Here is a 22,850-nt window from a genome sequence, read left to right on the forward strand (position 1 = left end):
GGCCGCCATGGGCGCCGGCAGCCCCTCCGGACGGCTCGGCGGAGCCGCCTGGCTCTACGACGAGCCCGCCGAGCCCGCGGAGCGCCAGCGCCATCTCGTGGGCCTGTACTGCCAGTACGCCGCCGCCCACATCGCCCGGCTGATCGAGCTCTCCCGCGCCCGCGCCGCCGTCGTGACCGTCCAGGAGGAGCTGCTGCCCACCCGGCTGCCCCGCGTCCCCGGGGTGCGCCTGGCCGTCCGCCACCACCCCGGCCCGCGCGGCGGCGGGGACTGGTACGACGCGCTGCCGCTGCCGGACGGGGCGCTCGGGCTCTCGGTGGGCGGGGTCTCCGGCTCCGGGCCGAGCGCCGTGGTCGCGATGGGGCGGCTGCGGGCCTCGCTGCGGGCGTACGCGGTGATGGAGGGCGAGGACCCGGTCGCCGTGCTGTCCGACCTGGAGTTGCTGCTGCGGCTCACCGAGCCCGCCCGCTCCGCGACCGCCCTCTTCGCCTACTGCGAGCCCGGGACGCGCAAAGTGGTGCTGGCCGGGGCCGGGCACTGCCCGCCGCTGCTCACCGGGGAGCGGCGCACCGAGTTCGTGGAGACCACCCTGTCCGCGCCGCTGGGGATGCTCTCGTGCTGGGAGGCGCCCAGCGTGGAGGTCGCACCGTCCTCCGGAGAGACCCTGCTCTTCTACAGCGACGGGCTGCTCCACCGCACCGGGGAGCCGATGGACCGGGCCTTCGCCCGGCTGCACACGGCCGCGGCGAGCGCTCCCAAGGGCGTCCGCGGCGACCCGGACGCCTTCGCCGACCATGTGCTCCGTACGGTGCTCCCCGACGGTCCGGCGGCCTCCGTGGGGCGGCCCTCGGAGGACGGCACCGAGGACCTCGTCCTGCTCGTGGCGCACTTCGACTGACGCATGGCCCACGTCGAGTGACGCGTGGCCCACGTCGGCTGCCGCGTGGCCCAGTCGAGTGACGCGTGGCCCCCTTACGGGCGCGGCTCGAGCGGGACCACGGCCCCCGCTGGAGCCGTGGTCACCCGGCGCCTCGGGCCCTCCCGGCCGTCTGGCCCCGCACATACGATGGGAGGGGTCCAGTTCGAGGAGGAAGACGTGACCGAGGAGCCCACTTCCGAAGCCCCGGAGACCCCGGAAGGCGAGGAGCCCATCAAGCAGCGGAAGAACGGCCTGTACCCAGGCGTTTCCGACGAGCTCGCCGCGAGCATGCAGTCCGGCTGGGCGGACACCGAGCAGCACGACCTGGAGCCCCTCGCACAGGCTCCGCACACCGCCCGCCGCCGCGCCGCGCTCTCCGCGCGCTTCCCCGGCGATCGCCTGGTCATTCCCGCGGGCAATCTCCGCACGCGCTCCAACGACACGGACTACAGCTTCCGCGCCTCGACCGAGTACGCGTACCTCACCGGCGACCAGACCGAGGACGGTGTCCTGGTGCTGGAGCCCGAGGCGGGCGGCGGCCACACCGCGACGCTGTATCTGCTGCCGCGCTCCGACCGGGAGAACGGCGAGTTCTGGCTGGACGGCCAGGGCGAGCTGTGGGTCGGCCGCCGGCTCAGTCTTACGGAGGCCGAGAAGCGGCTGGGCCTGCCCGCCAGGGACGTCCGCAAGCTGGCCGACGAGCTGCGGGACGCCACCGGCCCGGTCCGTATCGTGCGCGGTCACGACGCCGGGCTGGAGGCCGCCCTGACCGACAAGGTCACCGGTGAGCGCGACGAGGAGCTGCGGGTCTTCCTCAGCGAGCAGCGCCTGGTCAAGGACGGGTTCGAGATCGGGCAGCTGCAGGCGGCCGTCGACTCGACGGCCCGCGGCTTCGAGGACGTCGTCAAGGTTCTGGACAAGGCGCGGGCGACATCGGAGCGCTATATCGAAGGAACGTTCTTCCTTCGGGCCCGGGTCGAGGGCAACGACGTCGGCTACGGCACCATCGCCGCCGCGGGCCCGCACGCCACCACCCTGCACTGGGTGCGCAACGACGGCCCGGTCCGCTCCGGCGATCTGCTCCTGCTGGACGCGGGCGTGGAGACCACCACCCTCTACACCGCCGATGTGACCCGCACCCTGCCGGTGAACGGCACCTACAGCCCGCTGCAGCGCAAGGTCTACGAGGCGGTCTACGAGGCCCAGGAGGCCGGCATCGCCGCGGTCCGGCCGGGTGCGAAATACCGCGACTTCCACGATGCCGCCCAGCACGTCCTCGCCACCAAGCTCGTCGAGTGGGGCCTGGTCGAGGGCCCGGTGGAGCGGGTGCTCGAGCTGGGGCTGCAGCGCCGCTGGACGCTGCACGGCACCGGCCACATGCTCGGCATGGACGTCCACGACTGCGCCGTGGCCCGCACCGAGACCTATGTGGACGGCACCCTGGAGCCCGGTATGTGCCTGACGGTTGAGCCGGGGCTGTACTTCCAGCCCGACGACCTGACCGTGCCGGAGGAGTACCGGGGCATCGGCGTCCGGATCGAGGACGACATCCTGGTGACGGAGGACGGCAACCGCGTGCTGTCGGCCGCGCTGCCGCGGACCGCCGATGACGTCGAGGCGTGGATGGCCCGCCTCACCGGCTGAGGGCGGCCACATAGCGGCGGCTCATCGCCTGATCGTGTGGGCCCCGTGGGGAGCGGCGGCACCGCTCCCCACGGGGCTCAGTTCTGCCCCGGCACCTTGCGGGTGGTCACGGCGATCCGGTTCCAGGAGTTGATCGTGAAGATGAGGGCGATGAGCTGAGCCAGCTCCCGCTCCTCGAAGTGCCGGGCGGCCCGCTCGTAGACCTCGTCCGGGACGCCGCCGGGCAGCAGCGTGACCGCCTCGGTGAGCGCCAGGGCGGCCTGCTCCTTCTCGGTGTAGAACCCGGCCTCACCGGCCTCCTCCCAGACCCCCGCCAGGGCGATGCGCTCCTTGCTCTCGCCCGCCTCATGGGCGTCGGTGGTGTGCATATGGAGGCAGTAGGCGCAGTGGTTGAGCTGGGAGGAGCGGATCTGCACCAGTTCAGCCAGGGACGGGTCCAGGCCCTCGCGGGCGGCCGCGTCCAGGCTGATCAGCGCCTTGAACGCCTTGGGGGCGGACTTCGCGAAGTTGACCCGCCCGGTCGTCTGCCGCGCCGTCGTCGCGGTCTGTGCCGTCGTCTGTGTCGTCGCGGCCGTCTGTGTCGTCGCGGCCGTCTGTGTCGTCGCCGTCTGTGCCGGTGTCGAAGTCGTCATGGAAATGAAATTAGGCCGCTAAGCGACCCTCTGTAGGGTGCATTTCCATGGCGGATTCATGGGTCAATTCGGCGGAGATCCTCGGCAGTGACCTCCATCTGGAGCTGACCCGCGCGGGCAGCCGCAGGACCGCCCTGATGGCCGCGCTGCGGGAGGCCATCCGCGACGGGCGGCTCGCCCCGGACACCCGGCTGCCTCCTTACCGTTCCCTCGCCGCCGACCTGGGCATCGCCCGGAACACGGTCGCCGACGCCTACGCCGAGCTGGTCGCCGAGGGCTGGCTCACCGCCCGCCAGGGCTCCGGGACCCGGGTGGCGCCCCGCCCCGCATCGCTCCCGCCCCGGCGGCGCGCGCCCGGCCGGGAGCGCGGCGGACGGCCGTCCGGGACGACCGGCGGCCGCCGCGGGCCCCGGCCCGCCCCGCGCCCGGTGCACAACCTGCTCCAGGGCCAGCCGGACGCGGCCTCCTTCCCCCGCACCGCCTGGCTCGCCTCGGCCCGCCGCGCCCTGACCGCCGCGCCCCACGAGGCGTTCGGCCCCGGTGATCCGCGCGGCCGCCCGGAGCTGCGCCGCGCCCTGGCCGACTACCTGGCCCGCGTCCGCGGCGTACGCACCGACCCCGAGCGGATCGTCGTATGCGCGGGCTTCGCGCACGCGGTGCGGCTGCTGAGCGACACCCGGCTGCTGCGGCCCCGGATGGCCGTCGAGTCCTACGGCCTGGAATTCCACCGCTCGCTCCTGAGATCCGCCGGGCTCCGTACGGTCCCGCTCCCCCTGGACGCCGATGGCGCCCTTACGGAGGGACTGGCCGACCTCGACGGCGTACGGGCGGCCCTGCTCACCCCCGCCCACCAGTTCCCCACCGGCGGTCCGCTGCACCCCGAGCGGCGGGCCGCGGCCGTCGCCTGGGCGCGGGAGAGCGGCGGTCTGGTGCTGGAGGACGACTACGACGGGGAGTTCCGCTACGACCGCCGTCCCGTGGGCGCCGTCCAGGGCCTCGACCCCGACCAGGTGCTCTACCTCGGCTCGGCCAGCAAGAGCCTCTCCCCAGCCCTGCGGCTGGGCTGGATGGTGCTGCCGGACCATCTGGTCGACGGCCTGCTGGCCACCAAGGGGGAGCGCGAGGGATGGACCGGCGTCCTCGACCAGCTGACCCTCGCGGACTTCATCGAATCGGGCGGGTACGACCGCCATGTGCGCCGTATGCGCCAGCAGTACCGCCGTCGGCGGGATCAGCTCGTCGCCTCCCTCGCCGAACGCGCGCCCCATATCCGCGTCTCGGGGATCGCGGCCGGTCTGCACGCGGTGCTGGAGCTGCCGCCCGGCACCGAGCGGTCCGCCCTGCGCGCCGCAGCCTGGCAGGGGCTGGCACTCGACGGCCTCGGCGGCTACCGCCATCCGGACGCCACCACACCGCATCGCGACGGGCTCGTGGTGGGCTACGCGACCCCGCCCGAGCACTCCTTCGCGGGGGCGCTGGACGCGCTGTGCCGCGCCCTGCCGCCCGAACAGACGGCCACCTGAGGTTTGAGGCGGCCACCTGACGTTGGAACGGCTCCCTGACGTTGGAGCGGCTCCCTGACGTTGAGGCGGTTATGACGCCCTCAGCAGCGCTCCTTCACGCCACTTGAGAATCTTGTCGAAGCTCACCACCACCCCGCCGCGGCCCGGACGGTCGCGGTAGCGGACATGGTCGGTGAGGGCCTCGATGAGAAAGAGCCCCCGTCCGTGCTCCGCCTGTGGCGGGGCCGGACTGCGCGGCTGCTGTGGCCTCGGCGCGCCCGCCGGACGCCGCTCGTTCCGGGTGCGGGCCTCACGGCGGACGGTGCCGCGTCCGGCGAAGCCGGGGCCGGAGTCGGTGACCTCGATACGGCAGGTGTCGCCGTCGATATAGGCCGTGACTCGATAATCCCCGCCCGTGCCGTCGCGACCCCCGTGCTCCACCGCGTTCGCACACGCCTCGGAGAGGGCGACCGACAGATCGTAGGAGATCTCCGGATCCACTCCGGCCGTCTCCATGGTGCCGAGGAGCAGTCGTCGTGCGAGCGGAACGCTCGCCGCCTCGCGGGGCAAATGGAGTGACCACCAGATGCTCATGCTCCAGCCTCCCGGCCGCGGCTCGACATACCGTTACGTATTGCCTGGGTCCATGGTCCGTAAGCGTGTTATTGACGTGACTCCGCTCATTCAGCGGACGCGCTCGATGCGCGAACCGGTGTATGGCCTGTCCCGGTGTGCGCCGGTACGCCCCACCCGCCGTAGGGAACGCGTCCACCCAGTGGGATGATGGCGCGGCCATGGCTTCCCCTGTCGCCCGTGCCGGCGCCGATCTGCGAATGCTGCGGGCCGCGGTGTTCACCGCGGTCTGCGTCGTGCTGTCCGCGGCGGGGCATGTGCTGGGCTCCTGCGCCACCGTGCCGCTGTGGACGCTGGGCGTGGGCTGCGCGGCGATGTTCACGGTGGCGCTGTCCCTGGCCGGGCGGGAGCGGTCGCTGCCCGGGATCACGGCCGTGCTGGCCGTCGGGCAGCTGGCGCTGCACGCGCTCTTCGCGCTCGGGCAGGACCGGGCCGCGGCGGCCGAGGAGGCCGCCCATCGGGCCGACGCCGCGCAGGGCCATGTGATCGGCCTGGCCGCCAGGCTGCTGTGCGCGTCGGGCCCCGGACGGCTCGACGCCGCGACGGCACATCGGATCGTCACCCACGCGGGCATCGACCCCTCCGCCGCGCACGGCGGCCCGCACACCATGCCGGCGTCCACCGCCCCCGCGGGGCAGGCGGCCGGGATGGAGAGCCTGCTGCCCTCGCTGCCCATGGCCCTGGGCCATCTGCTCGCCGCGCTGGCCATCGGCTGGCTGCTGCGCCGCGGCGAGATGGCCGTATGGCGGGCGGTGCGGCTGTCCGTGGACGGGGCCCGAGGGGTCGCGGAGGCCGCGCTCGTACGGGCGCTGCGCGCCGCCCTGAGGCTCGTACGGGTGCTCCTGGCCCCTTCGCAGACGCCTTGCGGCGGGCCGAGGCGTCCGCGCACGGCCGAGCGGGACGAGGGCGGGACGACGGCCCTCGTCCTCCAGCACAGCGTGATCAGGCGGGGACCGCCGGTTTGCGACCTCGCGGCCTGACCGACGCGACGCTCCTCCAGCGGGACCGGAGGGCGGCCGCGACGTCACCGCACGCGCGCCCACCCATCTGATCATTCCTGTTCCTGGAGTGTTGACATGAACGCCATGCGCCTCCGCCGTCTGCCGGTCCTCGGATGCCTCACCGCGGGCGGCCTGGTGCCGCTCACCGCGGGCCCGGCCTTCGCGCACGTGAGCGTGCAGCCCGGTCAGGCCGAGAAGGGCGGCTACAGCACCATCAACTTCAAGGTGCCCAACGAGCGCGACGACTCCTCCACCGTCAAGCTCGAGGTGACCCTCCCCGCCGATCACCCGCTCGCCGCGGTGATGCCCCAGCCGGTGCCCGGCTGGGACGTCAAGGTCACCAAGTCCAAGCTCCCCAAGCCCATGGAGATGCACGGCGAGAAGATCAACGAGGCGGTCACCAAGGTCACCTGGACCGGCGGCAAGATCGAGCCGGGGATGTTCCAGCAGTTCCCGCTCTCGGTCGGCCAGCTGCCCGACGACGCCGACCAGCTCACCTTCAAGGCCCTCCAGACGTACGACGACAAGGAGGTCGTGCGCTGGATCGAGGAGCCCAAGGAGGGTGCCGCCGAGCCCGAGAGCCCGGCTCCGGTGCTCAAGCTGGTCGCCCCGGCCGAGGGCTCGGACGGCGATGGCGCCGCCGCGGCGTCCGGCCAGGGCAAGGACTCCGAGAAGCCCGGAACGGAGAATTCCGCCTCCAAGGACACCTCGGACGACGAGGACGGCAGCGACACCACCGCCCGGGTGCTGGGCATCGCGGGCATCGTCATCGGCGCCGCCGGTGTCGTCTTCGGCGTGGTCGCCAGCCGCCGCCGCTCCGCCTGACCGCCGACCACCCGACCGCATACGCGTAACCGCCGGTGACCACGGGTCCTGAACCGACCGCGTGATCCCGGCGGGGCGGCGGGCCCTCGCGCCCGCCGCCCCCGCGCGCCACCGATCCACCCCCTCTTTGGAGAAGAGCTCCATGCGCACCAAAATCCTGGCCACCGCGCTCGTCGCCACCGCCGCGCTCACCCTCAGCGCCTGCGGCGGCTCAGACGACGGGGGCAAGGGCGACAACGCCGCCGCCCAGGTCAAGGGCGGCCAGAAGTCGGGGCAGGCCATCGTCCTCGACCAGGCGAAGGCCAAGCCCGACCTCGTCCTCACCGGCACCGACGGTAAGAAGTACGACCTGCTGAAGGAGACCAAGGGCCGGCCCACCCTGCTCTTCTTCGGCTACACCCACTGCCCGGACGTCTGCCCGCTGACCATGAGCAACCTCGGCATCGCCGTGAAGAAGCTCCCCAAGGCCGAGCGGGAGAAGCTGCGGGTCGTCTTCGTCAGCACCGACCCCGCCCGGGACACCCCCAAGCGGATCCGCTCCTGGCTGGACGCCCAGGGCGGCACCGACTTCGTCGGCCTGACCGGGGACTTCAACACCATCGAGGCCGCCGCGCGGCCGCTGGGCATCTACATCGAGAAGCCGAAGAAGGAGAAGGACGGCAGCATCACCGTCAGCCACGGCGCCGAGGTGATCGGCTTCTCGCCCAAGGACGACAAGGGCCACTGGATCTACACGACGGAGGCCACGGCGGACCGTTACGCCAAGGATCTGCCGAAGATCATCGAGGGGCGGAACCCGTGATGGCGGCAGGTCCCGGCATCCGTAAGGCGGCCGCCGTGGTCCTCACCGCCGGCCTGTCCGCCACTCTCGCCGCCTGCGGGAGCGAGGACAACGGCGGCGGGGACCACGCGGGCCACAAGGGCGCCCCGAAGCTGTCCGTCAGCGGTGCCTATGTTTCCCAGCCGCCCATGGACGACATGGCGGCGGGCTACCTGGCCGTACGGAACGCCGGTGGCGGCGCCGACGAGCTGACGTCCGTCACCACCCCGCTCGCCTCCGAGGTCACCCTGCACACCACCAAGGGCACCCGGATGAGGCAGGTGAGCTCGCTCGATGTCCCGGCCGACGGCCGGCTCGAGCTGACCAGCGGCGGAGATCATCTGATGCTGACAAATCTCACCCACCGGCCGAAGGTCGGTGAGAGGGTCAGCTTCACCCTTCACTTCGCCACCTCCGACCCCATCGAGATCAAAGTCCCGGTCGAGCCGACGACGTACCGCCCCAAGGACTGACGCCCGATGCCCTCGCTGACCTCCCTGGCCCCCGCCGGGCCCACCTCGACTCCCACCCGGACCACCGCGACCGCCCGGCGGCTGATGGCGATCTGCGGCACCCTGCTCGCCGCGCTGCTGTGCGCGCTGAGCGTGGGCGCGAGCTCCGCGTCCGCGCATGCCGCGCTCACCTCGACCGACCCCGCCGACGGCTCGGTGGTGAAGACCGCCCCCAGGGAGGTCACGCTGAACTTCTCGGAGGGCGTGCTGCTCTCCGGCGACTCGGTGCGCGTGCTCGACCCCAAGGGCAAGCGCGTGGACACCGGGAAGACCGCCCATGCCGGCGGCAAGTCGTCGACCGCCGCCGCCGGGCTGCACTCCGGACTGCCGGACGGCACCTACACGGTGGCGTGGAAGGCGGTCTCCGAGGACAGCCACCCGGTGAGCGGCGCGTTCACCTTCTCCATCGGCGCCCCGTCCAAGACCAAGGCGAAGGTGCCCACGGGCGAGGCGTCCGACTCCACCGTCAGCACGCTCTACGGGATCGGCCGGTACGCCGCCTACGGCGGTTTCGCGGCGCTCGTGGGCGGCTGTGTGTTCGCCGGGCTCTGCCGGTCCTCGCGCCCGGTGCGGAAGATCGCCGTGGGCGGCTGGGTGACGGTCTTCACGGCCAGCCTCCTGCTGTTGCTGCTGCGCGGGCCGTACACCGACGGCGAGGGGATCGGCGGGGTCCTCGACCTCGGCAGGCTGGGCGATGTGCTGTCCACCAAGCCGGGCGCGGCGCTGCTGTCCCGGCTGCTGCTGCTCGGCGCGGCCGCCGTCTTCCTGGCCGTCCTCTTCGGCTCGTACACCCGGCGCACCGGGGAGGGGGAGGCGGACGCGCGGCGCCGCCAGGACCTCGCCTTCGGGCTCGGCTTCGGCGGCACGGTGATGGCGGTGGGCCTCGCCGCGACCTGGGCGATGGCCGAGCACGCCTCGGTCGGCCCGCAGCGGCAGCTGGCCATGCCGGTGGACGTGCTCCATCTGATCGCGGTCGGGGTCTGGCTGGGCGGTCTGGCCTCGCTCGCGGTGACGCTCCGGGCGGGCGAGCCGATCGAGCGGTCGGCCGTGCGCCGCTTCTCGCGGCTGGCCTTCGGCTCGGTCGTCGCCCTGGTGGTCACCGGGCTGTACCAGTCGTGGCGGCAGGTGGGCTCCTGGGGCGCGCTGACCGACACCGAGTACGGGCGATGGCTGCTGGTCAAGGTGGGTCTGGTGGTGGTGCTCGTGGGCATCGCCGCCCTCTCGCGCCGCTGGACCGGGCGCCTTACGGATGCCACGGAGGCAGCCGGGGCCGATGCGGAGACGGACGCCCCGGCCGAGGCGGACGCGGAGGCCGAGGCGAAGAGCGGTGCCGAGGCCGATGTCGCGGCCACGGCCGACGAGACCAAGGCCGGGGCCAAGGCGGCGGTGAAGGCCGCGCGGCCGGTCCGCACCGGTGCGGCCGACGCGGCCGTCGACACCCCTGCCGACGCCCTCACCGACGCCGGAACCGAGTCCGGTGACGGGCCCGGCGAAGACTCCGGCACCGGCGCCGCCGACGACGATCCCGTACGCACCGCCCAGCTCGCCCGTCAGCGGGCCGCCAAGGACAAGACCGCCACGCTGCGGGAGCGCGACGCCGACCGCGAGCGCAGCGGGCTGCGCCGGTCGGTGCTCGCCGAGACCATCGTGGCCGTCGTGCTGCTCGCGGTGGCCACCGTGCTCAGCGGCACCCAGCCCGGCCGGGCCGAAACCGAACAGGCCGGCGCCCCGGCCACGGCCCCCGGCGACCAGCTGAACGTCGACCCGGTGAGCGTGCTGATCCCCTACAACACGGGTCCCAAGAGCGGCCGCGGCAAGGCCGTGGTGATGATCGAACCCGCCCTGCCGGGTGACAACGCGCTGCACGTCTTCACCACCGACCTGGCCGACCGTCCCGTGGACGTGCCCGAGGTCAAGCTGTCGCTGACGCTCAAGGGCAAGGGGATCGGGCCGCTGCGCATCCCGCTCGAGCGCCTCTCGACCGGGCACTGGAGCGCCAAGACCGTCCAGCTCCCGATGGCCGGCACCTGGCAGCTCTCCCTGACCGTACGAACCTCCGACATCGACCAGGTGACGGAGACCAGGAACGTGAAAGTCGCTCAATGACCACAGAGCAAGCACCCTCGTCCGGTATCTCCCGACGGCGCCTGCTGGGCTCGGCGGGCGCCGCCGGAGCGGCCGGACTGGTCGCCGGCGGAGCCGCCGGAGCCTACGCGTCCGAGGCGACGCGGGAGGCACCCGCACCCCTCAGCTCGCTGGGCGCGACCGCCGTGCCCTTCCACGGCAGGCGCCAGGCGGGCATCACCACCCCCCTCCAGGCCCACGGCCATCTCCTCGCCTTCGACCTGGCGCCCGGTGCGAACCGTAAGGCGGCCGCCGCACTGCTGCGCCGCTGGTCGCGGACGGCCAAGGAGCTGATGGCGGGCGAGGCCCCACCGGACGACACCGGGATCGCGCTGGACGCCGGTCCCTCGTCCCTTACGGTCACCTTCGGCTTCGGCCGGACCTTCTTCGGCAAGGCGGGGGTCGAGGACCAGCTGCCGGAGGCACTCGCCCCGCTCCCGGACTTCGTCTCGGACGCGCTCGACCCCAAGCGCAGCAACGGCGATCTGTGGATCCAGATCGCCGCCAATGACGCGCTGGTCGCCTTCCACGCGCTGCGCGCCCTGCAGCGCGAGGCCGCGGAGACGGCCCGGCTGCGCTGGCAGATGAACGGCTTCAACCGGTCCCCGGGCGCCACCGGCCACCCCATGACGACCCGCAATCTCATGGGCCAGATCGACGGCACCAACAACCCCAAGCCCACCGACGACGACTTCGAGCGGCGGATCTTCGTACCGGAGGGGGGCGAGCCCGCGTGGATGGCGGGCGGTTCCTACGCGGTCGTCCGGCGCGTCCGGATGCTGCTGGACTCCTGGGACCACCTCTCCCTGGAGCGGCAGGAGAAGGTGGTCGGCCGCCGCAAGTCCGACGGCGCCCCGCTGTCCGGCGGCACCGAGACCACCCCGGTTCGGCTCGACAAGGTCGACGAGAACGGTGCGCTGGCCATCGCGGGCGCCGCCCACGTACGGGTCGCGGCGCCCGCGTCCAACCAGGGCGCCGCGATGCTGCGCAGGCCCTTCTCGTACCACGACGGCTTCCGCGACGACGGGGCGCCGGACGCCGGGCTGCTTTTCATCGCCTGGCAGGCGGATCCGATGAAGGGGTTCGTGCCGGTGCAGCGGAAGCTGGACCTGGGCGACGATCTGTCGCGGTTCCTGCGGCACGAGGCCAGCGCGCTGTTCGCGGTGCCTCCGGGCTGCGCCCCGGGGGAGTACGTGGGTCAGGCACTCTTGGAGGCATAGGAAAGGGGACGAGCCGCCCCGAGGCATCGCGTCCAAGGGGCGTCCATACGGGTGTCCACCATGCGGGTCGGCGGCCCGGGCCGACGCGGGTATCGTGGCGGTCTCGTCTGATCACAGGGAGCGACCGTGATGTCGGCCAGCCGCTATGCCTACCTCGGCCCCGAGGGCACCTTCACCGAGGCCGCGCTGCGGTCCATGCCGGAGGCCGCCACCCGGGAGCTGGTGCCGATGGTCTCCGTGCCGGTGGCGCTCGACGCGGTGCGCTCCGGAGCCGCGGCCGCCGCCCTGGTGCCCATCGAGAACTCGGTCGAGGGCGGCGTCACCGCGACCCTCGACGAACTCGCCACCGGCGAACCGCTGATGATCTACCGCGAGGTGCTGCTGTCGATCAGCTTCGCGCTGCTGGTCCGGCCGGGCACCGCGCTCACGGACATCAAGACCGTGACCGGGCACCCGGTGGCCCAGCCCCAGGTGCGCAACTGGCTGGCGGCGAACCTCCCGGACGCCGTGTGGGAGTCGGCCGCCTCGAACGCGGACGGTGCGCGGCTGGTGCAGGAGGGGCGGTACGACGCGGCGTTCGCGGGCGAGTTCGCGGCGTCCAAGTACGGTCTGGAGCCGCTGGTCACCGACATCCACGACGCGCAGAACGCGATGACCCGCTTCGTGCTGGCCGGCCGCCCCGCCCGGCCCGCCGCCCGGACGGGCGCGGACAAGACCTCCGTGGTGATCTGGCTCGGTGACGACCACCCGGGCGCACTGCTGGAGCTGCTCCAGGAGTTCTCCGCGCGCGGGGTCAACATGATGCGGATCGAGTCGCGCCCGACCGGCGAGGGCATCGGCCGCTACTGCTTCTCGGTGGACTGTGAGGGGCACATCACCGACCGGCGGGTGGGCTCGGCCCTGATGGGGCTGAAGCGGATCTGCCCGAAGGTGCGGTTCCTGGGCTCGTACCCCCGGGCGGGTGTGACGGCCGACGACATGGCGCCGCTGCGGCACGGGACGTCGGACGAGGCGTTCACGGAGGCGGCGGAGTGGCTGGCCCGCTGCCAGGACGGCCGGGCCTGAGCCGGGCCTGAGCCGGACCCGCGCCTGAGCGGCCCCGGAGCGGTCCCGGAACTACGCCGGAGCCCGTCAACAGAATCGCTGCGGAAAAGTTATCCACAGGCTGAGGCCTCGCGCTGGGGATAAGTCGACATCCCCAATCCGACACAACGGTCATATCGTGACTCTCTCCGCATTCACCGCCATTATCGGACATCGCTCACTTGTCACCCCAATTCGCTCGACCAACTCTTTGGAGTGAGGGATTCCTCTCTTATGGAGAGTGTGAACGCGGTTTGCCAGGGGAATCCATCGCCGAGCATCTGGGCGGCCTTAACGATCACTGTGGCATCCACAGATCTCACACACAGCCTGTGGATAACTTCGGGGATTCGCCCCACGCCTGTGGACAACGAACCTCCAACTCACCCTGTACACAAGGGAAGAAGGTCGACTCGGCGCCGCCTCTTTGCCCCTTTTCGGGGATTGCGGAAGCATTCCTTGACGGCGGCCGTCACAGGAATTCCCCGGTTTACCCACAGCCCCAAAAGGGGGCAAAACAGGACGCAAAGGAATATCGCGTCGAGCACCCGAGGTCACACCGGTAACCTGGGGGGGTGATTGACCTTCGCCTGCTCCGTGAGGACCCCGATCGTGTGCGCGCCTCCCAGCGCGCTCGTGGAGAGGACGTCGGCATCGTCGACGCGCTCCTGACCGCCGACGAGCGGCGCAGGTCCTCCAGTGTCCGTTTCGACGAGCTGCGCGCCGAGCAGAAGGCGCTCGGCAAGCTCATCCCCAAGGCCTCCGGTGACGAGAAGGCCGAGCTGCTGAAGAAGGCGGGCGAGCTCTCCGCCGCCGTCAAGGCGGCCGACGCCGAGCAGGACGTGGCCGCCGAGGAGACCCAGCGGCTCCTGCTCCAGCTGGGCAACCTGGTCCACCCCGAGGTCCCGGTCGGCGGCGAGGACGACTTCGCCGTCCTGGAGACCGTCGGCACCCCGCGCGACTTCGAGGCCGAGGGCTTCGCGCCCAAGGACCACCTGGAGCTCGGCGAGCTGCTCGGCGCGATCGACACCGAGCGCGGCGCCAAGGTCTCCGGCTCCCGCTTCTACTACCTGACCGGCATCGGCGCCCTGCTGGAGTTCGCACTGGTGAACGCGGCGATGGCGCAGGCCACCGCGGCGGGCTTCACCCCGGTGCTCACTCCGGCGCTGGTCAAGCCGAAGGCCATGGAGGGCACCGGCTTCCTCGGCCAGGCCGCCGAGGACGTCTACCACCTCGACAAGGACGACCTCTTCCTGGTGGGCACCTCCGAGGTGCCGCTGGCCGCGTACCACATGGACGAGATCCTGGAGGCGGACCAGCTGCCGCGGCGCTACGCCGGGTTCTCCTCCTGCTTCCGCCGTGAGGCCGGGTCGTACGGCAAGGACACCCGGGGCATCTTCCGGGTGCACCAGTTCGACAAGGTCGAGATGTTCGTCTACACGACGCCGGAGGAGGCCGAGGCCGAGCACCAGCGGCTGCTGGAGTGGGAGAAGCAGTGGCTGACCTCGCTGGAGCTGCCGTTCCGGGTGGTCGACCTGGCCTCGGGTGACCTGGGCTCGTCGGCGACGCGGAAGTTCGACTGCGAGGCGTGGATCCCGACGCAGGGCAAGTACCGCGAGCTGACCTCGACCTCGAACACCACCGAGTTCCAGTCGCGGCGGCTGTCGATCCGGATGCGCGAGGGCAAGCGGGTCCGTCCGCTGGCCACGCTCAACGGCACGCTGTGCGCGATCACCCGGACCATCGTCGCGATCCTCGAGAACCACCAGCGGGCCGACGGCTCGGTGCGGGTGCCCGAGGCGCTGCGGCCATTCCTCGGCGGACGCGAGGTCCTGGAACCGGTCGCACGGTGAGCGGCGGCGACGTCCTTCCGTACCGCCTGGTCGCGACGGATCTCGACGGGACGCTGCTGCGCCCCGACCACACCGTCTCGGCGCGGACCCGTGACGCGCTCGCCGCGGCCACCGCGGCGGGCGCAGCGCACATCGTGGTCACCGGGCGGACCGTCCCGGTGGCCCGGCACATACTCGACGACCTCGGCTACGAGGGGCTCGCGGTGTGCGGCCAGGGCGCCCAGCTCTACCACGCGGGCGAGCACCGGCTGCTGACCTCCGTCACGCTGGACCGCCAGGTGGCGCTGCTGGCGCTGGAGAAGATCGAGGCGGAGATCGGCCCGCTGTTCCTGGCCGCGGCCCGCGACGGGCTGGACGGCGAGGTGCTGTTCGGCGAGGGGTACCGGATGGACCACGAGGGAATGTCCCTGGTGCCGTTCACGGAGCCGGCCGAGCTGTGGTCGGAGCCCATCAGCAAGCTCTACATCCAGCACGCCGAGCTGGGGGACGACGCGCTCGCGGACGCCGCCCGGACGGCCGCCGGGGGCCTGGTCGGGGTGACGATGGCCGGCACCGGGCTGGTGGAGCTGCTGCCGCTGGGGCTGACGAAGGCCACGGGCCTGTCGATGGCCGCGCGCCGGCTGGGGATGACCGCGGAGGACGCGATCGCCTTCGGCGACATGCCCAACGACATCCCGATGTTCGGCTGGGCCGAGCACGCGGTCGCGATGGCGAACGCGCATCAGGACCTCAAGGCCGTCGCCGACGAGATCACCGCGTCCAACGCGGAGGACGGCATCGCCGTGGTGCTGGAGCGGCTCTTCCCGGCGGCAGCGACGAGCGGGTGAACCGGCCGGACGCCGGTGCGGCCGCCTCGGCGGACCGCCCGGCATCCGGGCTCGGCAGTGGGGATGGTCAGCCGGCAGCGGGGATGGTCAGCCGAAGACCTTGACCGCCTGGTAGTACGTCCAGGCCGTGCCGTCGCACGACGTCTTGGTGGCACCGCTGTACGCGCTGCACACCCGCTTCAGGTCCTCGTAGAAGGCGCTGTCGAGCCGCGCCTTGTTGGCCTCGAAGATGCCCATCGCCTTGTGGTTGCGGTAGCCGAAGTCATGCCGGGCGCAGGCGGTCTGGAAGGGGAAGCCGAACGGGTTGTCGGGGGAGCTGCTGCAGTAGTCGGTGGACCAGTCGAACTGGTAGGAGGCCCAGGCACCCTGGTTGTTCCGCGCGGCGAGCCAGGTGTTGTAGCTGCTGGCGCTGGTCTGGGTCCAGCTGGCGAGGACCTGCTGCTTGTCCGCGGGGACCGCCTGGGCGGGTGCGGCCAGGGCGATGGTGGCGGCCGCGGTGACCGCGGTGGCGGCGAGACTCGTGACGAAGCGACGCATTCGGGGTTCCCTCCGTTTTCACTCCTGACACCCCCTCAAAGCTCGTGGCGAAGGGAGGGGGCGGCGCGGTGTGATCCAGCGCACGCCAAGAGTTCGCCAGGTCCCTGACAACCGTCAAGATCTACATCGACGTAGAGATGAACAGAGTTCGACCACCAGAGTTTCGGAGTTTCCTCCAACTACCGCCGCGGAACGGGCCGTTCAGGAGGCACGCCAGGGCACCCGGGAGGGAGGGGTGAGCAGCGGCCCCGGGCCCTTGACCCTGCGAAGGATCGGGGAGGTCTCCATGTCCCGCACGGAGGTCAGCTCGGCGATACGGGTCGTCAGATAGGTGTAGAGGGCCGGGACATCGGCACAGACCACGGTCGCCAGCAGATTCTTCGTCCCGGTGGTCGCACATGCGAACGCCACCTCGGGGTGGTTCGCGAGCGTCTGCCCGGTGGCGGCCAGCTCCGACGGCCGTACCGACAGCCATATCGCGGTGGTGACGCCCTGGCTGAACAGCCGGTGGGAGTAGTCGACGTCGAAGTACAGGGTGCCGTCGGCGCGCAGATCGGCCAGCCGGCGGCGCACCGTCGACTGCGACCAGCCGGTGGCGGCGGCCAGTTCGGCCAGCGGCGCCCGACCGTCCCCCGCGAGGACGTCCAGCAGCTTGCGGTCCCCGGCGCTCAACGGTCCGCGCGGGCCCTTGGACCGGTCCGGGGCGGGCGTGCGCAGCCGCGCGATCTGCTCGGCCGTCAGCGTGTCGGACTTGTTGACCAGGCCCTGCTCCCCGCCGTAGTACTCATGAAGCAGGCAGTGCGCGCTCACCCCCACCACCCGTGGGGTCTGCGGGAGTTTGCGCAGCAGCAGGGCGTCGCTGTCCTGGCCGGACGCCGCCCGCGTCGAGGCGGCGACCTCGGTGCCGTCGGAGAGCACATGCACCCAGGAGGTGTCCGGCCGCCGGGCCATCGCCTCGGCCACCGGCAGGGCGGCGTCCGGCAGGCACCGCACCCGCACCATCCAGACCACGTCGCCGACCGCCGCCGGGTCGGTGAGCCCCAGCACCCGGATCGCTCCGGTCGTCCGCAGCCGGGTATAGCGGCGGGCCACGGTCTGGTCGGAGACGCCCAGCACCTCGGCGAGCCGGCTGAAGGGGGCCCGGCCGTCGAGCTGGAGGGCGTGCACCAGCGCCCGGTCCAGGTCGTCGTACGCGTCGGATTCCACCGCACCAAGCTAGCGGCTGTCGGATATCGCCGCCGGGGCTGGGCCCGGCTGGGAGAAGCGGCCGGGTCGAGGCGACCGTAAGAGCCGCGGGAACCGCCCTCGGGGCCGGCCCCGCCTCCCTTTGTCGGAATGTGCCGGATCCTGGAGTCAGTCATGCGCAGATCATGGTGGCCGCTCGCCGCCATCACCCTCGGCAACTTCATGCTGCTGATAGACGTCACGATCGTGAACACCGCGCTGCCCCAGGTGGCACGGGGGCTGGACGCGTCCTTCACCTCCCTCCAGTGGGTGATGGACATCTACGCGCTGGCGCTGGCCGCGCTGCTGATGGTGGCCGGATCGGCGGCGGACCTCTTCGGACGGCGGCGGCTGTATCTCGTCGGCCTCGCGGTGTTCGCGATCTCCTCCCTGGTCTGCGGTCTGGCACCGGACGCCGGGATGCTGATCGCGGCCCGCGCCGTGCAGGGAGTGGGGGCCGCGGCCATGTTCGCCACCAACACCCCGCTGCTGATGGCCACGTACTCAGGACGCGACCGCGGTATCGCCTTCGGCGTGTGGGGCGGTACGAGCGGGGCGGCCGCGGCGGTCGGCCCGGTGCTGGGCGGGGTGCTGACCGAGTATGTCGACTGGCGCGCGATCTTCCTGGTCAATCTGCCGCTGACGGCGATCGCGGTGTGGATCACGGTCCGCTCCATCGAGGAGTCGCGCGGCGCGGCGGGGGTGCGCATCGACTGGCCGGGCGCCGCCTCGTTCACGGTGTGCGCCGGGGCGCTGACGTACGGGCTGATGCGCGGCGGCGAGGAGGGCTGGGCCGACACCGGCACGGTCACCGCGCTGGTGGCGGCCGCGGTCGCGCTGCTCGCCTTCGTGCTGCTGGAGCGCGGGAAGCGGCAGCCGCTGCTGGACCTGGGGCTGATGCGCCGCCCGACGTTCGCGGTGCTGATGGCGGCGGCCCTGCTGCTCCAGGCGGCGGCCTTCCCGTACCTCACCTACGCCGGGCTGTGGCTGCAGTCGGTGCTGGGGATGAGCCCGGTGCAGGCGGGGCTCGCCGTGACGCCGATGGCGGGCGTCTCGCTGGTCGTCGGCGCGGCGGGCGGACGGCTGCTGGACAAGGTCGCCCCCGGGCGGGCGCTCGGCGGCGGACTGCTGCTGGTGGGCACTGGCGCGCTGGTCAACGCGGCGATGGTGACCCCGGACGCGGACTGGACCGCCTTCGTCCCCGGCCTGGCCCTGGCCGGTCTGGGGATCGGCCTGGCCATGCCGGTGCTGGTCTCGGCCGCCCTCGGCTCGGCCCCGCCGGAGCGGGCGGGCATGGCCAGCGGCGCGGTGAACACCTTCCGGCAAATGGGCTACGCGCTGGGGATCGCCGTCCTGGGCACGGTGTTCGCGACGCGGGTGCGGGAGATGGTGGACGGCAGCGACACCGTCCCGGCCCGGGCGGCCGGGCGGGCCGCCGAGGCCATCAGCGGCGGCCACGCCGACGCCGTGATCGCCGCCACGCCCCCGGCCCGGGCGGACGCGGCGCGCGCCCTGGTCCACGAGTCGTTCGCGGCCGGTCTCGACCGCATCTGCGTCATCGCCGGCATCGCGGCCCTGGCGGCGGGCCTGCTGGTCCTCGCCGTCGTCCGCGGCGGGCCCGGCGGCACGCCCCCGAAGCCGACCCCCGAGAAATCCCCGTCGGAGCCGGTCCACGCCTGAGCAATGGCCGACGCGGTACGACGCCGGTACGACGCGGTACAGCGAGGGGCGGGCGCCCGACGGCGCCCGCCCCTCGCGGCGTTGAGGCCGACGTCCGTCAACGCGACGCGGTGCGAGTAACCCTCCCGCGATCGAATCGTTGTTCCAGCGGGAGCTCGCCTCGTGGATGGCCAGGGTCTCCGCCCGGCTGGACGGCATGGGCTGGCGGCTCGACGCACACGGGCGGGTCATCTGCGCCATGAGCGAGCGGCTCTGCGTTCTCGGTGAGGACATTGCCGAGGTTCGCGGGGACGTCGCCACGCTCAAGGCCGAGGCGGCTCAGCGGCCGCACGGCCGGCCAAGCGGCGGCGCGGGTAGGAGACCGGCCGACCTGCTGACCCCATAGGTCCAAGACGAACCTATGGGCAATCGGAGTTATCCACAGGCCAGGCGGACAGTTCGGCAGGCGGTCGCCTGGCCACCGGGCTTCCGCATGCGAAGTTGTAGGATGACTGGGCAACCGGGTGAATCAAGTGAGGGAGCCGAGAGGGATGGCGTTGCGGGCGGCAGGGCGGCGGTCGCTGGTCGACACCGTTGTGGAGCAGTTGCGCGCGCAGCTCACCGAGGGTGAGTGGCGGGTCGGGGACCGCGTGCCCACCGAGCATGCCCTCGCCGAGCAGCTCCAGGTCGGCCGGAACACGGTCCGCGAGGCGGTCCGCGTCCTCGTGCACGCGGGGATGCTGCAGTCCCGGCAGGGCGAGGGCACCTTCGTGATCTCCACAACCGACCCTTCCGAGGTCATGCGGGATGTGCGGCGCGCCGGGATCCGGGATGTCCTGGAGCTGCGGATCGCGCTGGAGGCGGAGGGCGCGCGGCTGGCCGCGCTCCGGCACAGCCCCGCCGATCTGCGGCGGATGCGGGCGGCGCTGGAGTCGCTCGAGGCGTTCGCGCGGGGCGGGGAGCGGCCCGCCGTCGGCCACCATGAGCTGCACGCCGCCCATGACCTCGAGTTCCACACCGCCGTGGTGGACGCCGCGCACAACGCCGCGCTGAGCGCGACGTACGGCTGGTTCAGCAGCTCGGTGCGGGACTCGCTGGTGGCCTCGCTCGGCGACCGCGAGGTGCCGAGCATCGTCCCCGCCGACCATCGTGCCCTGGTCGACGCGATCGCCTCCGGTGACCCGGCGGCCGCTGAGGCGGCGGCTCGGGCGCTGCTGGAGGCGCCGAAACGCGCCGTCGAGGCGCTGCTCGCCAACGGCTGAGGCCCTCTCGGCGGGTGTCATAGCGCCCGGCAGCCTCACCTCATCACTACGTGAACGGAGTTCTTCTTGCCACGCCCGCACACCCCCGGCCCCGAGGCCGAGCCCCTGCTCGTGGACGCCGAGACGGATCTGCGGCCGACCCCCGAGGTGACCGCCGCGCGGCGTACCTTGCGGGCCCACCCGGCGCTTCTCCTGATCGGCATCGTGCTGGCGTCGCTCAACATGCGGGCCGCGCTCGCCGGGGTTTCCCCGCTCCTCGGCGAGATCAGCGGCCACTTCGGGCTGTCCGCGACCACGGGCAGCCTGGTCACCACCATTCCGCTGATCTTCATGGGTCTGGCCTCGCCCTTCGCGCCCCGGCTCGCCCGGCGCTGGGGCACCGAGGCGGTGCTGCTGAGCGCGCTGGTGCTGCTGCTGGGCGGCATACTGCTGCGGGTGGCGCCACCCGTCATGGCGCTCTTCGCCGGAGGCGCCCTCGTCGGCAGCGGGATCGCGTTCCTCAATGTGCTGATGCCGGGCCTGGTCAAGCGGGACTTCCCACACCGGGCCGCCGGCATGACCGCGCTCTACACCACCTCGATGATCGGCGGGGCGACGGTCTCCGCCGCCTCCGCCGTGCCCCTGGAGGACGCGCTCGGCGGCTGGCGGGGTTCGCTCGCCTCGTGGTCGCTGCTGGCGGCGGTCGCGGCGCTGGTCTGGATACCGCAGACGGTGCTCGCACGGCGTGGCACGCACCACGGCGAGCCCGCGGCGACGCCCGTAAGGACGTCGCCGGGGGCGGAGCCGAGGCTGGGCCGTTCCGCGCTGGCCTGGCAGGTCACGCTGTTCATGGGGCTGCAGTCGTCGATCGCGTACGTCTGCATCGCCTGGATGCCGACGATCTTCACTGACCACGGCATGAGCAAGAGCGCGGCCGGGCTGGTGTTCGCCTTCAGCACCATGCTGCAGATGGTCGGTTCGTTCGTGGTGCCCACCCTCGCCGGGCGGATGCGCTCCCAGCGGACGCTGGCCGTCGCCGTCGCGGCGCTGATGGGCGCCGGTATCGCGGGCCTGCTGGTGGCTCCCGCCGCAGGGGCGTGGGTGTGGGCGGCGCTGATCGGCGTCGGCCAGGGCGGGTCCGTGGGGCTCGCGCTGACCATGATGGTGCTGCGGACCGGGGACGCCCACACCTCGGCGCGGCTGTCCGGCATGGCGCAGACCTGGGGCTATCTGCTGGCCGCGGTGGGCCCGCTGGCGCTCGGCGTGGTGCACCAGACCACTGGCGGCTGGGTGTTGCCGCTCACGCTGATGCTGGCGGTGTGCGGGGCGCTGGCGGTGCTGGGCCTGGGCGCGGGCCGCGACCGCAGGATCCGGGCCTGAGCGGTCCGGAAGGTCCGTCCCCCTGCGCCCGAGCGGCCTCGCGCCTTCACAGCCTGCCCTCAGGCCATGGAGGGCCCACCGACAAGTCCCGCCGCCACTCTCGATGTCACGGCATCGACGAGGACCGGAGGACGGGATGAGCGGCATGAGCGGCATGGACGAGGCGAAGACCACCCACGGCGCGCGGGCCACGGCGGGCGGCGCCCGGCGGCCCTGGCGGCGGCTGCTGCGGGCCCCTTGGACCGTGGTCTGTGTGGCGGCGACGGTTCTGCTCGGCTCGTCCGCGGCCGTGGCCTCCGCCCTGGACCAGGCCAACGCGGCCCCCGGACACCTCGCGGCGGCGGCCGTCACGACGACCGCCGCCACCGCGGAGACCACCGGCGGCCGCTCCGCCGTCCCGGCGCGATGGCGGCCGTAAGGCGTGCACAGACCGCTGGGCGGCCCCCGCGGGCATCACCTCGCGCCGGTGGTCACTCCGTGGTCACTCCTCCCCCGCGAGGGTCAGCGTGCGCAGCTTGCGGCCCGCGTACCAGGTCGCGCCCACGGTCACGGCCAGCAGCAGGATGACGCCGGTCACCAGGCCGACGTCCGACGTGATCACATCGCCGTCCGCGACCTTCTGCGCGAGCGCCAGCGCCCACTGCTGCACGCTGAGCTTGCGGGCCCCGGCGACCAGGCTGCCGAAGAAGGTCTCCCAGACCAGGGCGTAGACCAGCCCCGCGATCACCGCGTGCCGGGTCACGGTGCCCAGCAGCAGGAAGACCGCGCTGTAGGCGACCGAGGCCACGGCGGCGGCGACGGCGTAGCCGACGGCCAGCTGGTTCGCGTTGCCGTTCAGCACGAAGCCCGCGAGCAGGGTGGGGATCGCGGAGAAGGCGACCGTGACGCCGATCGCCACGATCAGCTTGGTGACGATGATCGTCGGCCGCTTCACCGGCTTGGCCAGCAGATAGATGACCGAGCCGTCGTCGATCTCCGGGCCGATCGCGCCCGTACCGGCGATCACGCCGATCAGCGGGACCATGGTGGCCATCGCGAAGCCGCCGAGGATCGCGTCGGCCGTGTCGTCGTCCGCGCCGGTCAGCAGCCGTACGGCGAGCGAGATGATCAGCAGCAGACCGGGGAGGGTGAAGAGGATCAGCGCACGGCGGCGGCCGAGCAGGGCCCGGTAGGTGAGCCGCGCGACGGTGGGGTGGTAGAGCGAGGACATCGCT

The 22,850-nt window shown here is 72.5% G+C and carries 22 protein-coding genes; 17 read left to right on the forward strand and 5 right to left on the reverse strand.

Annotated elements, in window-relative coordinates:
• Both GWI24_RS12740 and GWI24_RS12745 read left to right on the forward strand, forming a co-directional pair.
• A partial coding sequence (locus GWI24_RS12740) for a PP2C family protein-serine/threonine phosphatase (protein ID WP_210946062.1) occupies nt 1–898 on the forward strand: 898 nt, incomplete at its 5' end.
• Nucleotides 899–1,066: 168 nt separating this feature from the next.
• Nucleotides 1,067–2,563, forward strand: a complete 1,497-nt coding sequence (locus GWI24_RS12745; protein ID WP_210946063.1) for an aminopeptidase P family protein — start codon at nt 1,067–1,069, stop codon at nt 2,561–2,563.
• 77 nt (nt 2,564–2,640) lie between these two features.
• Here GWI24_RS12745 and GWI24_RS12750 read toward each other — a convergent pair whose 3' ends face one another.
• A complete protein-coding gene (locus tag GWI24_RS12750; protein ID WP_210946064.1) occupies nt 2,641–3,195 on the reverse strand; it encodes a carboxymuconolactone decarboxylase family protein in 555 nt (184 codons plus the stop codon).
• 47 nt (nt 3,196–3,242) lie between these two features.
• Here GWI24_RS12750 and GWI24_RS12755 point away from each other — a divergent pair, with 47 nt between their 5' ends.
• The gene (locus GWI24_RS12755) at nt 3,243–4,718 is read left to right on the forward strand and encodes a PLP-dependent aminotransferase family protein (RefSeq protein WP_210946065.1); all 1,476 of its coding nucleotides are present in this window, start codon (nt 3,243–3,245) and stop codon (nt 4,716–4,718) included.
• 69 nt (nt 4,719–4,787) lie between these two features.
• Here the strand turns inward: GWI24_RS12755 and GWI24_RS12760 are convergent, their stop codons facing one another.
• Nucleotides 4,788–5,291 carry an ATP-binding protein gene (locus GWI24_RS12760; RefSeq protein WP_121824507.1) on the reverse strand — a complete coding sequence of 168 codons (504 nt, stop codon included), beginning with the start codon at nt 5,289–5,291 and terminating at the stop codon, nt 4,788–4,790.
• Between the two features lie 200 nt (nt 5,292–5,491).
• Between GWI24_RS12760 and GWI24_RS12765 the strand changes: the two genes are divergently transcribed.
• The 9 genes from GWI24_RS12765 to GWI24_RS12805 all read left to right on the forward strand — a co-directional run bounded on the left by GWI24_RS12765 (nt 5,492) and on the right by GWI24_RS12805 (nt 15,595).
• Complete coding sequence (locus GWI24_RS12765; protein WP_210946066.1) at nt 5,492–6,310, forward strand: hypothetical protein; 819 nt, start codon at nt 5,492–5,494, stop codon at nt 6,308–6,310.
• A gap of 96 nt (nt 6,311–6,406) precedes the next feature.
• Nucleotides 6,407–7,156, forward strand: coding sequence for a YcnI family protein (locus GWI24_RS12770; RefSeq protein ID WP_374103299.1), 750 nt, complete (start codon nt 6,407–6,409; stop codon nt 7,154–7,156).
• Between the two features lie 142 nt (nt 7,157–7,298).
• Nucleotides 7,299–7,958, forward strand: coding sequence for an SCO family protein (locus GWI24_RS12775; protein ID WP_210946067.1), 660 nt, complete (start codon nt 7,299–7,301; stop codon nt 7,956–7,958).
• A complete protein-coding gene (locus tag GWI24_RS12780) occupies nt 7,958–8,449 on the forward strand; it encodes a copper chaperone PCu(A)C (protein ID WP_210946068.1) in 492 nt (163 codons plus the stop codon). Before GWI24_RS12775 ends, GWI24_RS12780 begins: the two co-directional genes overlap by 1 nt.
• Before the next feature lie 6 nt (nt 8,450–8,455).
• On the forward strand, nt 8,456–10,594 hold the full coding sequence (locus tag GWI24_RS12785) for a copper resistance CopC/CopD family protein (protein WP_210946069.1): 2,139 nt from the start codon (nt 8,456–8,458) through the stop codon (nt 10,592–10,594).
• Nucleotides 10,591–11,832, forward strand: a complete 1,242-nt coding sequence (gene efeB, locus GWI24_RS12790; protein ID WP_210946070.1) for an iron uptake transporter deferrochelatase/peroxidase subunit — start codon at nt 10,591–10,593, stop codon at nt 11,830–11,832. The genes GWI24_RS12785 and efeB overlap by 4 nt, the downstream gene beginning before the upstream one ends.
• Before the next feature lie 129 nt (nt 11,833–11,961).
• Nucleotides 11,962–12,897, forward strand: a complete 936-nt coding sequence (gene pheA, locus GWI24_RS12795) for a prephenate dehydratase (protein ID WP_210946071.1) — start codon at nt 11,962–11,964, stop codon at nt 12,895–12,897.
• A 593-nt stretch (nt 12,898–13,490) separates the two neighbouring features.
• On the forward strand, nt 13,491–14,768 hold the full coding sequence (serS, locus tag GWI24_RS12800) for a serine--tRNA ligase (protein WP_210946072.1): 1,278 nt from the start codon (nt 13,491–13,493) through the stop codon (nt 14,766–14,768).
• A complete protein-coding gene (locus GWI24_RS12805; protein WP_308343628.1) occupies nt 14,765–15,595 on the forward strand; it encodes an HAD family hydrolase in 831 nt (276 codons plus the stop codon). The genes serS and GWI24_RS12805 overlap by 4 nt, the downstream gene beginning before the upstream one ends.
• 87 nt (nt 15,596–15,682) lie before the next feature.
• Here GWI24_RS12805 and GWI24_RS12810 read toward each other — a convergent pair whose 3' ends face one another.
• Nucleotides 15,683–16,132: a phospholipase gene (locus GWI24_RS12810; protein ID WP_210946073.1), complete on the reverse strand. Its 450-nt coding sequence runs from the start codon at nt 16,130–16,132 to the stop codon at nt 15,683–15,685.
• Nucleotides 16,133–16,333: 201 nt separating this feature from the next.
• The gene (locus GWI24_RS12815; RefSeq protein WP_210946074.1) at nt 16,334–17,338 is read right to left on the reverse strand and encodes an Lrp/AsnC family transcriptional regulator; all 1,005 of its coding nucleotides are present in this window, start codon (nt 17,336–17,338) and stop codon (nt 16,334–16,336) included.
• A 153-nt stretch (nt 17,339–17,491) separates the two neighbouring features.
• On the opposite strand from GWI24_RS12815, the gene GWI24_RS12820 reads away from it, so the two are divergent.
• From GWI24_RS12820 to GWI24_RS12840, 5 genes are all read left to right on the forward strand, one after another.
• Nucleotides 17,492–19,036, forward strand: a complete 1,545-nt coding sequence (locus GWI24_RS12820; RefSeq protein WP_210946075.1) for an MFS transporter — start codon at nt 17,492–17,494, stop codon at nt 19,034–19,036.
• A 166-nt stretch (nt 19,037–19,202) separates the two neighbouring features.
• Nucleotides 19,203–19,421: a hypothetical protein gene (locus GWI24_RS12825; protein ID WP_210946076.1), complete on the forward strand. Its 219-nt coding sequence runs from the start codon at nt 19,203–19,205 to the stop codon at nt 19,419–19,421.
• 145 nt (nt 19,422–19,566) lie between these two features.
• Nucleotides 19,567–20,277 (forward strand): FadR/GntR family transcriptional regulator, encoded by a 711-nt coding sequence (locus GWI24_RS12830; RefSeq protein WP_210946077.1) that lies wholly within the window; start codon nt 19,567–19,569, stop codon nt 20,275–20,277.
• A 66-nt stretch (nt 20,278–20,343) separates the two neighbouring features.
• Complete coding sequence (locus GWI24_RS12835) at nt 20,344–21,636, forward strand: MFS transporter (protein WP_210946078.1); 1,293 nt, start codon at nt 20,344–20,346, stop codon at nt 21,634–21,636.
• 136 nt (nt 21,637–21,772) lie between these two features.
• Nucleotides 21,773–22,054 carry a hypothetical protein gene (locus GWI24_RS12840; protein WP_374103300.1) on the forward strand — a complete coding sequence of 94 codons (282 nt, stop codon included), beginning with the start codon at nt 21,773–21,775 and terminating at the stop codon, nt 22,052–22,054.
• Between the two features lie 63 nt (nt 22,055–22,117).
• On the opposite strand, the gene GWI24_RS12845 is transcribed toward GWI24_RS12840, so the two are convergent.
• Nucleotides 22,118–22,846, reverse strand: a complete 729-nt coding sequence (locus GWI24_RS12845) for an ABC transporter permease subunit (protein ID WP_210946079.1) — start codon at nt 22,844–22,846, stop codon at nt 22,118–22,120.
• Between the last annotated feature and the right edge of the window lie 4 nt (nt 22,847–22,850).

The sequence above is a fragment of the Streptomyces sp. MK37H genome (genome assembly GCF_018035285.1).
GTDB classification, from domain to species: Bacteria; Actinomycetota; Actinomycetes; order Streptomycetales; family Streptomycetaceae; genus Streptomyces; species Streptomyces endocoffeicus.